Source organism: Haladaptatus rarus (assembly GCF_054177585.1).
In genome coordinates this window covers 1-13,407 of record NZ_JBPEHG010000005.1, presented here as the reverse complement: position 1 = coordinate 13,407, position 13,407 = coordinate 1, and the positions used below count along the sequence as shown (strand labels likewise).

General features: G+C 61.2%; 14 protein-coding genes. 5 read left to right on the top strand and 9 right to left on the bottom strand.

Annotated features, from left to right (window positions below):
• Positions 1-525 precede the first annotated feature (525 nt).
• The 5 genes from ACR3FE_RS12985 to ACR3FE_RS12965 form a co-directional block, all read right to left on the bottom strand.
• Positions 526-1,821 carry a DUF7405 family protein gene (locus tag ACR3FE_RS12985; protein WP_458207576.1) on the bottom strand — a complete coding sequence of 432 codons (1,296 nt, stop codon included), beginning with the start codon at positions 1,819-1,821 and terminating at the stop codon, positions 526-528.
• A gap of 88 nt (positions 1,822-1,909) precedes the next feature.
• On the bottom strand, positions 1,910-3,241 hold the full coding sequence (locus tag ACR3FE_RS12980; RefSeq protein ID WP_458207575.1) for a hypothetical protein: 1,332 nt from the start codon (positions 3,239-3,241) through the stop codon (positions 1,910-1,912).
• A 126-nt stretch (positions 3,242-3,367) separates the two neighbouring features.
• Complete coding sequence (locus ACR3FE_RS12975; RefSeq protein ID WP_458207574.1) at positions 3,368-3,709, bottom strand: DUF7344 domain-containing protein; 342 nt, start codon at positions 3,707-3,709, stop codon at positions 3,368-3,370.
• A 119-nt stretch (positions 3,710-3,828) separates the two neighbouring features.
• A complete protein-coding gene (locus ACR3FE_RS12970) occupies positions 3,829-4,923 on the bottom strand; it encodes a tyrosine-type recombinase/integrase (protein WP_458207573.1) in 1,095 nt (364 codons plus the stop codon).
• Positions 4,924-5,098: 175 nt separating this feature from the next.
• Entirely contained in the window at positions 5,099-5,416 is a 318-nt protein-coding gene (locus ACR3FE_RS12965; protein ID WP_458207572.1) for a HalOD1 output domain-containing protein, read from the bottom strand.
• Between the two features lie 372 nt (positions 5,417-5,788).
• Between ACR3FE_RS12965 and ACR3FE_RS12960 the strand changes: the two genes are divergently transcribed.
• From ACR3FE_RS12960 to ACR3FE_RS12940, 5 genes are all read left to right on the top strand, one after another.
• A complete protein-coding gene (locus ACR3FE_RS12960; RefSeq protein ID WP_458207571.1) occupies positions 5,789-5,980 on the top strand; it encodes a DUF8028 family protein in 192 nt (63 codons plus the stop codon).
• Positions 5,981-6,075: 95 nt separating this feature from the next.
• Complete coding sequence (locus ACR3FE_RS12955) at positions 6,076-6,444, top strand: hypothetical protein (RefSeq protein WP_458207570.1); 369 nt, start codon at positions 6,076-6,078, stop codon at positions 6,442-6,444.
• A 216-nt stretch (positions 6,445-6,660) separates the two neighbouring features.
• Positions 6,661-8,028 (top strand): serine hydrolase, encoded by a 1,368-nt coding sequence (locus ACR3FE_RS12950; protein WP_458207569.1) that lies wholly within the window; start codon positions 6,661-6,663, stop codon positions 8,026-8,028.
• A gap of 116 nt (positions 8,029-8,144) precedes the next feature.
• On the top strand, positions 8,145-8,579 hold the full coding sequence (locus tag ACR3FE_RS12945; RefSeq protein WP_458207568.1) for a universal stress protein: 435 nt from the start codon (positions 8,145-8,147) through the stop codon (positions 8,577-8,579).
• A 69-nt stretch (positions 8,580-8,648) separates the two neighbouring features.
• On the top strand, positions 8,649-8,840 hold the full coding sequence (locus ACR3FE_RS12940) for a DUF7511 domain-containing protein (RefSeq protein ID WP_458207567.1): 192 nt from the start codon (positions 8,649-8,651) through the stop codon (positions 8,838-8,840).
• Positions 8,841-8,892: 52 nt separating this feature from the next.
• On the opposite strand, the gene ACR3FE_RS12935 is transcribed toward ACR3FE_RS12940, so the two are convergent.
• The 4 genes from ACR3FE_RS12935 to ACR3FE_RS12920 all read right to left on the bottom strand — a co-directional run bounded on the left by ACR3FE_RS12935 (position 8,893) and on the right by ACR3FE_RS12920 (position 13,269).
• On the bottom strand, positions 8,893-10,953 hold the full coding sequence (locus tag ACR3FE_RS12935) for a S9 family peptidase (protein WP_458207566.1): 2,061 nt from the start codon (positions 10,951-10,953) through the stop codon (positions 8,893-8,895).
• Positions 10,954-11,380: 427 nt separating this feature from the next.
• Positions 11,381-12,097, bottom strand: a complete 717-nt coding sequence (locus ACR3FE_RS12930; protein WP_458207565.1) for a winged helix-turn-helix transcriptional regulator — start codon at positions 12,095-12,097, stop codon at positions 11,381-11,383.
• Positions 12,098-12,215: 118 nt separating this feature from the next.
• A complete protein-coding gene (locus ACR3FE_RS12925) occupies positions 12,216-12,788 on the bottom strand; it encodes a hypothetical protein (RefSeq protein WP_458207564.1) in 573 nt (190 codons plus the stop codon).
• Positions 12,789-12,858: 70 nt separating this feature from the next.
• The gene (locus tag ACR3FE_RS12920) at positions 12,859-13,269 is read right to left on the bottom strand and encodes a DUF4870 domain-containing protein (RefSeq protein WP_458207563.1); all 411 of its coding nucleotides are present in this window, start codon (positions 13,267-13,269) and stop codon (positions 12,859-12,861) included.
• Between the last annotated feature and the right edge of the window lie 138 nt (positions 13,270-13,407).

Sequence of the window (13,407 nt, the reverse complement as noted above, 5' to 3'; positions counted from 1 at the left end):
ACGTTCTTGAACGTCTCTTATCGCTCTCACCACGAAGACGCTACCAACAACGTCACTGTGTCCTCGAAAGCCCTCGGGCGCTACGCTCGCCCCACGCTGCGCGCCTCACCTCGTTCGCTTCGCTCACTCGGTTGCGGTGCTTACGGGGCCGTGCTTCCCGTACCGCCGCTCGCCCTTTCAGTCCGCCAGGGGGAGGCACAGACAGGTTGGCGAACTTCTATGATCGATCGGTGTGAACGCTCGGCGGTAGTTCAGCCATGCGTGCGGTGGCGGTACTGTTCGGGTGGACTGAAAGGGGCCGCTCGGTCGCGTTTACGTGATCGCCTCTGTGACCCCTCTCGGCGAGGCACGCTTTGCGTGCCGAGTCGAGATGTCGCAGAGCGACCGCGACCGAGCGGGGGCTTTCGAAGATCGCGTCACATCGATGTCAGAGTCAATGTAACGCAAGTGTCGTCCTTCCGAAACTACGGAAACCGGGTACCCTCGAAAATCCCGCAAACCACTTTCACCAACACACCCGATTTTTCACGGATTCGGTGTCGGAAGTGACCGAAGCGAACGCGGTGGGAGCAGGAAGTTCCCCCGGCGCTCGACGGTCATGTACTGTAAGATGCCGTTATTCACACGTTGTCCCACGGAGGAGTTCTCGGCGAGGTCGGTGCCGTTCATGGCCTCACGGGTCGTCTCGAAATCCGCGATGGTTCGCTGGACGGCAACGAAATGAAGGCCCGCCTCGCCCCCATCGGTCGAATCGAAATCACGGCGGAGGATGATCGGCGAATCACCCTCGCGCGCTCCGGCGGATTTCTGCGAGTGGCCGACCATACCTCGTTTCCGAGCGTGGTCTTCCACCTGCTCGATACAGTCGTCGTCCATCTTGCTGGAAGCGCCGAGGTTGTCACCCACGCCGTCGACCATGTCCCGTTCGGCGTGTACCGGACAGAACATCTTGGCGACGCGCTGGTCGCGGCTGTCCTGTTCGTACCACTGGTCGAGATGCAGTCGAAGCCGGGAGACGTGCTGGGTCGTCCCGCCCGCGTAGGGGCCGTCCTGGATCGTCACCCGGTCTTCCGACGCCTGATTCTTCCGGAACCCCGATTTGAACCCCATGTAGAGCGGCGATTCCTCGGGAACGGGGTTCGAGTCGGGAATCCCGTTCACGTCCTGATGCTCGGCAGGGAGGCCGTCACCGACGAATCCGGTTCGGCGGTCGGCCTTCTCGAACACGCCTGACAGACCGGTCACGTCGACCCCGTTCAGTTCGTCGCGGTTGCCGAGCAACGCCTCTTCCGCCGCCAGCACGAGCTGTGCGTGGTCGCTGGCGAGGTGGACGACGGCATCCTGTTCGTCCAGTTTCGGGTCTTCGAACGGCGCGAGGGCTTTCGGTTTCGCCAGCACGCCGATTCCGACTTCACCGCTTCCATCCCCGCCGAATCGTGCGAAGTACGATGGCGAGTAACCAACCGTGAAGAGCAGTCCGTCGTTGCTCCGACGGTAGGCGCGTTCGAGGCTTCGAAACGCCTGCTCGACCGACTTTCGCTCCGAACCGCTGGGCGTTCCCGTCTCACCACCGCTGCCAGCATAGTTCAGAAAGAGGAGCACGTGATGGCGGGGAGCCACGTCGTTCCCGTGATCGTCCGTGGCGAGGAACTGATTCCATGCGTGCTGGCGCTGCGGAAGCGTCGAAAGATCGTCTGGCCCCTGCGGTACGTCTGGCATCCCACCCCTGTCGAGGCAGGCCGACAGCGCCGCAGACCCACCGATAGCGACGGCGGCTTTCATGAATTCGCGCCGGGGGATTCCGCGCGTCGATTCGCTCATCACCCCACGCTAGCGACCACGCGAGAAAAGGGGTTCTGGTATGCCCGTCGAATTCAGAGAGCGATCCCCACCCCATCATCCAACCCTGTCACGTCGCCACCGGGCGGGAGATGATCCACAGCGAGAGGACGGTGTAGCCCACCATCAGGACGGTCAACGGGAGGTGTGCCCATCCCACCCGATCAGTGCGCTCCAGCGCGACGTAGTGGGCCGCGACGACGGCGACGAGGTGGCCCACGACGACGAGCACGACTTGCGACGTCCAGAACACCGGAAGCGAGAGCCACCCGAGGAGTGACAGTTCCGGCCCGCCGACCACCTCCAGCAGTCGTGCCGACTGCTGAAGCACGAACGGGTAGTTGTGCGCGACCTCGTAGGCGACGGCGATGGGTACCACAGTCGGTGCAAGTGCGCGGGCCATCTCCTGCCACGTATCTTCCGTCCCCGAAACCTGTCGAGTAAGCTCCGCGATTGCCCCGAAGAGGATGAGGAACGCGAGAAAGCCCACGAGGTAGAGCGGGAGGGAGACGACAGCCCCCAGTCCCGTCACGTCCCGAGCCGCGAACGAGAGCGTCTGATACTCCGGCGTCTCGGTGAACCCGTCGAAACTCACCGTGTAGACGCTCGCCACGACGAAGGCCGCGAGCACTAACGAGCGGCCTGCACGATGACACCCCTGCCACGGGGGTCGAAGGGTTGTTTCCCTTCCCGCGATTCGAATGGGTGCGACGCGACCGAACAGCCGATAGAGAACGGCGAGGGGGTCGGCACGTCGGAACCATACGCGACCGAACAGCACACCCCCGAAGAGCATGAAGAGGGCGTAGCTCGCGAGGAGCGCAGTGGTCAGTCGTGGTGAGTCCGGAATCGCGGTCAGGTTCTCCGCGACGCCGACGAGGGCGAGAAACCCGACGAGCGCGGGCCAATCGCTGAGCCGGTCGGGATACGAGAAAAGGGCCAGTTCCCCGTCTTCGAGCCACGAAAGCCCATCGTGGATCGTGCGCCAGGGTGAGAGCGTTTGCCACGGACTGCCGAACAGCACCGCCAGTAGGCCGACACCCTTCAGCCAGACCGACCACGTGAACAGGGTCGCGGGATTCTCCCGTGGGTTCGGCGACGCGAGCGCACCAGCCACCAACACAGACACGAACGCTGCGAGAAAGAGCACGCGAGCAGCGAGTTGAAGTGCACGAGCAGTTTCGGACGAGACTAGCGACACGTGGCGCGTTCCAGTCGGTGTGTGTTCGACCGTGGCGGTGAGCGCGAGCGCTGTGAGCGCGACGGTCGCCCCCGCTCCCCCGAACAGGAGGGAAAGCGGAATCGGCGCGTCGAACCGCGTCGTGACGCCATGTGCGGTCGCCACGCCCCCAAGGAGTGGAAGGGCGAGCAGGGCGACCGTCAGCGTCCGGCGGAATCGCATTGGCGAATCTCGGCAGTGCGAGGAAAAGGGGCTGTTGGTCTGTCTCTCGAATCGCGGTCGTTAGTCTGCCCCCGAATCGTGATCGCTGGTGTGCTCGGTCCCCTGCTCAGTCGGTCGGTTTCCGCGTTACGACGACACGTCTTCCAACAACTCGGCGTGATACGGCTCCAGACGTTCGAGAACGGGTCGAATCTCGTCGAACTGTGGACCTTTCGCTATCACTCCCTCCTCCCGATTCCACTCGATGAGACCGTAGTCTTCGAGTTTCGGCAGATGTGAGTTGAAAAGCATCACTTCGGCGGTCAATCGAAGCTCGGAATCGGTGCCGAGGCGAAGCGATACGTCGTCCTTCTGTGGATACTCCTCCAGGAGTTCGAAGAGGATCTGTCGTCGTTGGTCGTTTGAGAGAACCTCGAACGCCGTCGTCAGGGAATCGGATGAGCCGTCGAGGGATTCACCGTGCTCCATACCTTCACATTGGACATCACGAATATAGTCACATCCCCTTCCTGGTTGGGTTGGTGGCGGAAAAACGGCACAGGCAGAGCCCTGTCACAGGATCTCCGGACGGGGACGGATTCCAGTGATCAGTCTTCGAGAACGTCGTCGACGCGCTCTGCCGTCTCGCTCGCTCGGATGTTCGAGTAGCTCTCGTGGGTGGTCGCAATCGAGGCGTGGCGAAGTGCGGACTGTGCCAGTTCGGCGTGGCCCGCGCTGTAGAGATGATGGCCCAACCCCCGCCGCGCACCATGTGGTTTCAGATACTCGCCGTCGATGTCCAGTTCGGCCTCCTCGCAGAGACGCTTCATCAGGTTGCGCGCCCCGCGAGTCGAGATGGCGGGGATGACGATCTCGTACTCTCGTACCACGTCGTCGATGTCGTTCGCGTCGAGGATGGTCTCGATCTGCTCCTCGTCGTAGTCGTCGGCCAACTGCTCGCGGACGGCCCGATACTTCGAGGGTGCGTGGTCGGTCGGGAACACCGGAAATCGTGGTGTCGGCGGGTCGGACACTCGGTGGTAGCGTTCCAGTGCCTCGGCTGCCTTGCGGGGTAGCTGGGCGTACTCGTACTCCCGCGATTTGCCGAAGACTCGGACTGCGCCGCCTTCGATGTCCACGTCTTCCCAGGTGATGCCGGTTCGTTTCTCGTCGCCGGGGTCACGGAACACCTCCGCGCCGCGTACACCCGAGAGCGCGAGCAGGCGGACGAGCGCACGGTCGCGGTACGCTCGTTCGCGCGAGACGTCGGCCTCCTCGTCTAGCGCCTGTTCGACCCGTCTGTCCATGAACGCGAGGATCGCTTTCCGGTCGCGTTCCGACCAGAACTGGCGGTTCGTGTCGGCGTTGTCCTCCGGCAGTTCGGCCTGTGCACGCGAGACGGCTGCGGGATTGCGCGAGATGAGTTCGTCCGCCTCACAGAATCCGAGGAACGCCCGGACGTAGGCGTAGTAGGTGTGTGCCGTCGATGCCTTCAGGTTCCCCTCACGCACTTCTCGTTTCAGGTGACGAGCGTACCGACGACAATCGATGACCTCGACGTCCTCTACGTGGGTAACGTCGCGTTCGCGCGCGAGCCACGCTTCCCACTGTCGGAGCACGGATTCGGTGTTGGTGCGGTAGTTTCCACCCTCGATACTGACGAGGTACTCTTCGATGACGGCGGCGAGTGTCGTCCCTGTCATGCCAGTCGTGGATCGAACGTCCCTGCCAGTTCGTGGCCACACCGGGGACACGTCAGTTCTCGCTCGTCAGTCTTGAACCGGCCGACTGGGCCGATGTAGCCACAGGCCGAACAGCGCCGTATCGGTAGCTGGATCATCGCATCTGTCGTTCCGTGGGAACGGAAGAGACAAAAAGTTACGTCCTTTCTGCTGGTGGGTGGATGGCGATGTGACCGTCGCTCTGGATGAAGACGTGATAGCCTTCGAACGTGAACGCGACGTGACCACCCGTTCGCGGCGCTCCATCTGGTCGGGGAGAGAACAACCCGTCCAGCGCATCGGGGTCGAATCGTTCGTACAGGGGGCCGATCTCGGCCGGGTCTTCGCCCATCGCATCGGCAACAGCCGTCATCACCGTCGTGCTGAGGGGTTCTGTCGTGGTCCAATCGTGTTGGGTGTGGTACGTCGACCGGTTCGTTCCGGTTCGCCACGTCTCGGGTTCTGATTTGCTCATTGGGGATTGCCTCCGTGGGACACGGGAATCGTGTGCGTCTCACATAGCACCTGAAAAATCATAAAGCCCTGTCAGACGAAAAACGGGTAGAAGTCATACAGTCGGACGAAAAAAAGCAAGACGGGGGTTCCGTCCCGTTTCGAAGATTGTCTTACGCGCTTCCGTCTTGCGATTCTTGTCTGTCTGCGCTGTGACAGACAGTGTGAGAACATCACGATAGTCTCTCCTTTCCGAACCACCACTGTCTTGAAAGGTTCGATTTTGATTGTCCGACACCGGTTTAACAGTCAGTTAGAAGTGATTAACCGGTCAATAGTATTCGTATCTGTTCGCGTATACGTTGGTATGTCGTGGGTCGATGTCCTCTCCACAATGAGCCACCAATTCGTCACTGCACCGTTACAGGTCGTCAGCTTCTGGCTGTCAGTCGCCCTCCCGATACTATACGTTCCGCTGCTATTCGAAGGATCGAGTGGAAAGCTCTTCACGTTGTTCGCTGGACTGGTCGCCCTCCACGTCCTTACCCTCTTCCTTGGGCGCAACTACCACCGCGAGAAAGCGTGACCGCAGTGCGCGACACGTCCGACCCGACCCACCGGAACGGCCCACCGAACCGACCCACGAAAACGATAATCGTCCCGACCGCATAGTCACCGATCATGTACGTCGTCCACCGCCGGGATGGGACCGAACGAACGCTTGCATCTCGGGTCCAACAGGTCGATTCGCTCCGCGCTCGAATCTGTGGACTTGCCAGACTGGTTCGGCACGACGAGTACGCGCTCCAGTTCGAGTTCGATTCGGTCGGTGAACGTCGTGCGTCGACAGCACTGACGCCGCTGTCGCTCGACGTCGTCTGGACGAACGATGGCCGGGTGACGGGAGTCGCCCGACTGGGTTCGTGGACGGGAATCGCGCACGGGGAGGGAGATCGTGTCTTCGAATTTTCGGCGGGAGGGGTGGACGGCGTGAAACCGGGAGACGAACTCGTCGTTCGTCAGTCCCAGTCGTCTCGTTCGATGATGTAGCTACCGCACTCGGGGCAGACTTGGGGTAGAACCCCGAAGGTGGTACCACACCCCTTGCATTCGTATGGGGTCTCCTGGTCGGAGGATACTCCGAGTCGTCGCATCAGTCCCATGCCCCGCGCTTCGAAGGTAAGAAGTAAATAGTTCACCAGAGCACGGTGAAAGTGAAATCTCGCCGGGTTGGTTTTATCGTCGATCGGTTCGAATCCCGCGCATATGGCCGATTCGGAGCTTTCTGAGACCAATCGTCGAGCACTGGAAACGCTTCTCGTCGAGTGGCAGACCGACCATCGCGTCCCCGGATTGAGTATCGCGGCTGTTCAGGACGACGAGGTCGTCTTCGCCGACGGGTACGGGTCACGTGATCTGACGACGAACCGATCGGCGACACCTGACACGCTGTACGGGGTCGCGTCCGTCACGAAATCGTTCGTCGCGCTCGCAATCGTCCAATTGCAGGAGGCTGGCGACCTCGACGTGGGCGACCCCGTCGCAGACCACCTCGACATCGACCTGAACGGCGCGACGATCCACGACCTACTGACCCACTCCTCCGGGATGCCCTCCCTCGGCGTCAGCGAGACGCTCATCTCACGCCGGGCGGAACTGGAGGAAGTCGGAATCCCGATGGCAGACGACGGTGATTTCCACTACCACCTGCGGAACGCGACGGACGAGATCGCCGCCGCCCCCGGCGACCAGTTCTTTTACTCGAACAGCAGCTACATGCTCCTCGGCGAGGTTATCGAAGCCTGCTCAGGGAGGTCGTTCGACGAGTACGCCACCGAGGAGATCCTCGCCCCCCTCGGGATGACGCGCTCGACGTTCGACGCGAGCGAGTTCGAGTCGGACGACGACGTGATGACGCCCTACATCCTGGAAGACGACGAACCCATCTCGAGGGCCACGCCCCTTCCCGTCAGAGAGCTCAGTCACGCACCGGGTGGACTGCTCAGTTCGGTGCGCGAACTGACGAACTACCTCCGATTCCAGATGCACGGCGAGTTCGAGGGAACCGCCCTCGTCTCGCAAGATTCCCTGGATTCGATGCACGCTGGACACGTCGAAACCGAAGCGGGGCCGTACGGCTACGGCTGGCGACGACGCGACCTGCGAGACCGCACGGTCGTCGGACACAGTGGGTCGCTCGGCGTCTCGTCGTCCTACCTCGGCTTCCTCGAAGACGGTGAGTACGGCGTCGCGCTCGCCGCGAACACAGCCCCAGATCACGCGCTCTCGGCACTCGGCGAAGGGGTACTGGCGCTCCTCCTCGGTGCGAATCCCGAGAAGCCCACTTCCTTCTTCGCCCGTCGAAAACGCCTCGACGATTTGACGGGTGAGTACGAAGCCTATCGCGGTGTCAGGCGTGCGACCGTCTCGCGGGATGGCGAAGTCCTCCGACTCTCGTTCGAGGGGCCGTACTCGGGGTCGGGTGAAACCTTGGTCCCGAAGACACAGGATATCGAAGGCGGGGAGTTCTACACCCTCTCGCCCGAAGGCGAAAAGCGCACGGTAACATTCGAGGAGACCGAATCGGGTGTCGACTGTTTCTACGAACGCTGGCGGTTGCATCGGACGAACTGATCGGTATCCTGCTATTGCTTCGCTTACAGGTGATTTTCAGCCGCTGAGAACCGTTTTCATCCCCCGAGAACGACAGTTCCACTATATACTGACCCAGTCAGAACGTACAGATACAGATGTACGACGATATCCTGCTCCCCACGGACGGAAGCGAGGCCACCGAAACCGTCATCGAGCACGCGCTCGAGATCGCAGGGAGACGTGACGCAACGATCCACGTCCTGCACGTCGTCGACGACAGGGCATTTCTGACGCTCGACGAGGAACGGATTCCAGCAGTGACCGACGAGTTCCATGCCGAGGGCGAACAGGCTCTCGATTACGCCGTAACGAAGGTCGAATCCGCCGAACTCGACGCGAAGGGCGAACTCCGTCAGGGGAATCCCGCGGACGAGATCGTCACCTACGCCGACGAGAACGATATCGACCTCGTCGTCATGGGCACTCACGGTGCAGACCCCCGACGCAACCTCCTCGGAAGCGTCTCCCAGAAGGTGGTCACCCTCTCACGACATCCGGTACTCGTCGTAGATATCTCCGCCGAAGAGTAGGATATCGACAGTAGAACACCCCGCAGCTATCGCAGACGAACACCCGAACCAATCCACCAGCCCACCATCATGGCGATAGATTACCGCACGAAGCAGGACGAACCGACGAGAGAGAAGGAACTGATCGGAACCGTTGTCAAATACGATTCCCGCCCCGACGAATACACAGTCTACCCCCGTGACGTGGATGGAGAGGCGCTCGTGACCCACTGGATCACGGCAAAAGAAGGGTCGTACGTCGATCTCGAATCGATGCGTTGACGCCTCTTTTCACTCGCTCTTAGATCTTCGTTCGAAACTTCACATCCGATAGTCACTCCAGATGCGATTCGAGGAAGGGGAGAACCCGACTCAGCGCGTCCTGCCACGTCGTCGCCTGTTCGAACATGTGGTCTTCGCCGGGGTAGTGCGCCATCTCGAACTCGTCGCCACCCGTGACGAGCGCATCCACGAGCAGATCCATCTGTTCGAAGGGGACGTTTGGGTCGTCGGTGCCGTGCAGTGCGAACAGCGGTGTGTCGAGACCGTCGTAGTGGTCGGCGGGCGACCCTGCCGCGTAGTGCTCTTTCGCTCCATCATCGTCGGGCATACCGTCGAATTTAGCGATGAATCGCCGCCCTGCACCCCAGTACATGTCGGCGACGTACTCGACCCACGGTCGCCAGTCCCAGATGCCCGCGAAGTTGACGGCACAGTCGAACGCCTCCGTCTGTGTCGCCACCGCGTTGGCGAGGAAGCCACCGTAGGAGAGCCCCCATAACCCGACCTGGTCGCCGACGAGTTCGTGGTCACGGAGGAACGCTGCAGCGTCCACAGAGTCTGCCACGTCGTCGCGTCCGATAGCGTGGTGGATACCGTGTTCGAACTCCCTGCCGTAGCCGATTCCACCGCGATAGTTCAGTTCGAGGACGACGTAGCCCTTGCTCACGAGGACGTGGTTGAAGACGTGGAAGAAGGCGTACGAGCGCATGTGGTGGAAGCCACGGCGCATCTGCCTGATCGGGCCGCCGTGACACCAGACGACCGCAGGGAGGTCGTCGCCGGGTTCGGCGTCGGGTGGCGCGTAGCAGTAGCCGTGGACGGTCGTATCGCCCGTCCCCGTGAACGATATCGGTTCCGGGTCGGGAAAGGCGTCGAGTTTCTCGCCGTTCGGATAGGCCGACGACACGCGAACCAACGAACCGGTTTTCCGATTCGCCACGTGAACATCCGCCGGGGTTCGTCTTCCTGCACGAATGACGGCGATGTGGTCACCGTCACTGGCCCACGTCGGACGCAAGGCGTTCCCGTCGAACTCGAAGGCGGTCGTGTCGGCGACCGCGCTATCCTCGATGGTCGCCACGTGCAGGCGTCGTTCTCCGGGGTCGTGTTCGTTCGTCACGACGGCAACGCGAGTGCCGTCGTCGCTCCACGCAGGCACGTCCGGGGCATCACCACGCGCTTCGAACCCGCCTGCTGTGACCTGAGTGATACCTTCGCTTTCGAAGCTCGTCTCTCCACTCCCGCGTCGAGCTTCGGCATCGACGACGTAGCAATGGTGAAATCCAGTTCGCCCGGAGTAGAGTGCGAACTGTCCGTAGTCGTTGCCGACTGGCTGGTCGTGCGCGAGGACGCGGTCGTCGCTCTCCGTGAGGATGGGAACGCCACTGTCGTCTTCGCCCGGTCGAACCGAGCGATACGTTCGTGCCGTCCCGTCAGTTGCGTCCTCGGCGTAGACGAGGTGGTCGTCGCCGACCCACGTGAACGACGAGACAGCACGTTCCTCTGCGGGGGTCGGTTCTCGCGTCCACGCTACTTCGTTCGATTCGTCTTCGTCCCCGACTCGTCCAGCCTCGAAGACAGCCAGTCCGAGCGTCCCGTGTTCGGAAGCGACCATCGTCGCCAGATAGCGGCCGTCTGGACTCCACCGAACCGGTGTTCCCGAAAAGAGGTCTGCGACGTTCGTTTCGATGGCTCGAACACTCCCATCGTCGAGGTCGTGTAACCACAGTGTCTCGTTGCGGAGGTACGCTAACACGTCTCCAGCGGGATGCCACGCGAGCGAACTGTGGTCGCCGCCCGAGGCGACGACACTGGTTTCGTCGGTCTCGCCGGTATCGTAATCGAACAGCCGTATCGCACCATCTGCCACGAACGCGGCTTCTGTCGGATGGTCGGGTCGCCACGCGAACTCCGAAACGTCTTCACCGATCAGTCGTCGGTCGCCCCCCGGAGACAGGTCGGTTTCCTCGGCATTCGGCACGTCACACACCGCTAGTTTCGTCTCGCCGCGCTCGTACCGGAGATAGCCGAGTCGGGAATCATCCGCGTTCCACGCGTGCTCAGACACGTATGCGAGGTCGAGTGCGTCTTCGACCGCGAAATCCAGGGGCATACACATCTTCTCTCAGTCCTGGTTTGTGAATGTATGCCAAGCGGAAAGGCGGTGCTCGACGCCGATACCGGTACGGTCGGCGGGAAAATCAGGATCTTCGGGTCGCGGCGACTCGGGAGGGCCGAAGCCTCGAGTGCTGTTCAGACGGTTATTCGCTATCGATATCGGCCGAGAGCTCGATAGCAGTTCGTCAGCGGGTTCGTCGTCAGATGTTCCTCGCCTCCCGAGCGCGTGCATCTCGGGCGAACAGTGTGGTGTTTCGTTATCTGGGCGGACGAATCTGTCTCACGATTCGGTTGCCGTGTGTCACGTCTGGTGTGTCAGGTTCGTCGTCGTTTTTTAGGGGGAACGTTCCCCGGTGTCGTTCCCCAGTCGGAATCATCCACGACGACACAAAGGAAGTTTTGACCAATCTCTCGAAACCGACTCAGTCGGCGTCGATAGCGGCCTGCACTCGGTCGGGAAGCGTCGTGACGACGGCGTTACCTGCACGCTCCCGTTCGACGAGTCCGTCGTCGGCGAGGCGGTCTAGATGGTACGAGACGGTTCCCGGCGTCCGGTCGAGCGCCTCCGCGAGTTCCGAGACGCTGGCCGGGCCGTTGCGAGCGACGGTTTCGAGCAGTTGGGCCGTCGAATCGTCGGAGAGCGACGCGGCGAGTTCCGGATCGACGCCGTCAGTCGGGGAGACTCGACGTTTTCCACGAACCGTCGCCGTCTCGACCAGCCCTTCCTCTTCGAGGATCCTGACGTGATAGCGAACCGTCGAGCGCGGAATCCCGGCCCGGTCGCTGAGCGCCGACAGGGAGAGACCGGGGTCGTCGGTGACGGCATCGTGTACCGTCGCCCGCGTCACGTTGTCGAGTGGATTCGAACTGTCGTGGCGGCTATAGCTCCGGACGGTGCTCGAACCCGGTATAGCGTCCAGTTCGGCGTACTCCGTGGACGAGAGGATGTACCCCGCGTAGGGGAGGTTCGTCCCCGTGTGGCTTGGAACGTCGATGGTTCGGAGGTCTGTACCCGCGTCGTCTGCTGGCGTCGCGTATGGCGCGTTCGCGCTCACGGGGAGCGCGAACGGGAGGGAGACGGTGGCGACGACGAGAAAGACGACGAACGCAGCGCCTACTCGCTGTCTATGTCGAGTCATGATATCGAGATGCCCCTGGACTGTCTGAAAGACACCGTGGGTACTGAAAGATTATCTCTCTTATGGAGGAATTCTTCGAAAATCGCTGGAAAAAAATGCTGAAGTCGCTCGATAGAAGCTACTTTCGCTCGTAGGACGCTAACTTCACTTCGACCAATTGCGTTCCGGAGTCGTCGTAGTAGGCTCCGTACGGTGCGACGCCGTGATTCGGCGCGTAGCAACCTTCCATCGATACGCTTCCGTTCATCCGGATCTGGGAGAAGTAACACTCGACTCCGGCGTAGTTTCGTTTCTCGACGACGTCGTACCGCATGGTTCCCTCTCCGGACACCGCAGTCCACGACTGACCGACTCGGAGGTCTTTCTCGTATACGCTGCTCATCGACGACGAGAATATCGTCGTCATCGCGTAGTGACCTCCCGGTGAGAACGCGACTTGCGCGAACGCATCGTCGCGTGCGAACGTCATCGTCTTCTCCTGTGTCTCACCTTCGAATGTGAACACGATTCGCATCGTTATCCGGTCTCCCTCGATCGATTCCACGTCCCAGACGAGATTTCCAGATCTTTCTCGCTGGTCACGTATCTCGAACGTGTACGTCGCGGGGTGGTCGAACGCGAAGGGGGTGAACGCATTACGGTTGGGGGGTCGTATCCTCGATCCCTGACCCTTCAGGAACGTTTTCGTCATCGAGTAGATCGGTACCGCCAGTACATCCTGCGAGGAGTACTGCGACGACCACGAAAACGGTGAGTCGCACCTACGCGATGCGGGCCGCCAGATTCCCGAACACTGGTAGTTCGTACTTCTCTTCAGAGTACGCCTTGTACATCAGGAAGAGCCACGCCATGAACGTGAAGAAACCGACGACGAAGTAGACGAGCGTGAACAGCAGGGAGAACAGTCCCCCGATGCGCGGGATGAGAAGCAACGCGAACTGGAAGATGCCCATGAGCATGTAGACGGCGAACATCCCGACACCGAAGACGATGCTCTGTGCGGCGTGAAACCGCACGAACTCGTTTTCGCTCTCGATTACGAAAAACAGGAGTCCGCTCAGTGGGCCGAGCAGATACGCTAATGCACCGGCGAGATTTTCGTCGAGTCCCGTTCCTGTCTCCGAGTGAGTCGATTCTTCCACGTCTGACCGAGTCGTCGGCTCTACTGCCATAGCATTAATTTGAACGATTGGCTCTGGTGAATCGCCATACAGCGCTTGATTTCACCGTATCACGGCTCGCTTGATGTTGTAAACGACACATTTCACGACGAGTTCACGAAATTCTCGGTACCAGGTGCGAGCACGCAC

Excerpts from the sequence above, each read along its gene's own strand:
- ACR3FE_RS12985 (WP_458207576.1), bottom strand. The coding sequence starts at position 1,821 with ATGAGCGAATCGACGCGCGGAATCCCCCGGCGCGAATTCATGAAAGCC.
- ACR3FE_RS12940 (WP_458207567.1), top strand. The coding sequence starts at position 8,649 with ATGGCGATAGATTACCGCACGAAGCAGGACGAACCGACGAGAGAGAAG.
- ACR3FE_RS12970 (WP_458207573.1), bottom strand. The coding sequence starts at position 4,923 with ATGACAGGGACGACACTCGCCGCCGTCATCGAAGAGTACCTCGTCAGT.
- ACR3FE_RS12945 (WP_458207568.1), top strand. The coding sequence starts at position 8,145 with ATGTACGACGATATCCTGCTCCCCACGGACGGAAGCGAGGCCACCGAA.
- ACR3FE_RS12920 (WP_458207563.1), bottom strand. The coding sequence starts at position 13,269 with ATGGCAGTAGAGCCGACGACTCGGTCAGACGTGGAAGAATCGACTCAC.
- ACR3FE_RS12975 (WP_458207574.1), bottom strand. The coding sequence starts at position 3,709 with ATGGAGCACGGTGAATCCCTCGACGGCTCATCCGATTCCCTGACGACG.
- ACR3FE_RS12935 (WP_458207566.1), bottom strand. The coding sequence starts at position 10,953 with ATGCCCCTGGATTTCGCGGTCGAAGACGCACTCGACCTCGCATACGTG.
- ACR3FE_RS12955 (WP_458207570.1), top strand. The coding sequence starts at position 6,076 with ATGTACGTCGTCCACCGCCGGGATGGGACCGAACGAACGCTTGCATCT.
- ACR3FE_RS12965 (WP_458207572.1), bottom strand. The coding sequence starts at position 5,416 with ATGAGCAAATCAGAACCCGAGACGTGGCGAACCGGAACGAACCGGTCG.
- ACR3FE_RS12980 (WP_458207575.1), bottom strand. The coding sequence starts at position 3,241 with ATGCGATTCCGCCGGACGCTGACGGTCGCCCTGCTCGCCCTTCCACTC.
- ACR3FE_RS12925 (WP_458207564.1), bottom strand. The coding sequence starts at position 12,788 with ATGACGAAAACGTTCCTGAAGGGTCAGGGATCGAGGATACGACCCCCC.
- ACR3FE_RS12960 (WP_458207571.1), top strand. The coding sequence starts at position 5,789 with ATGAGCCACCAATTCGTCACTGCACCGTTACAGGTCGTCAGCTTCTGG.
- ACR3FE_RS12930 (WP_458207565.1), bottom strand. The coding sequence starts at position 12,097 with ATGACTCGACATAGACAGCGAGTAGGCGCTGCGTTCGTCGTCTTTCTC.
- ACR3FE_RS12950 (WP_458207569.1), top strand. The coding sequence starts at position 6,661 with ATGGCCGATTCGGAGCTTTCTGAGACCAATCGTCGAGCACTGGAAACG.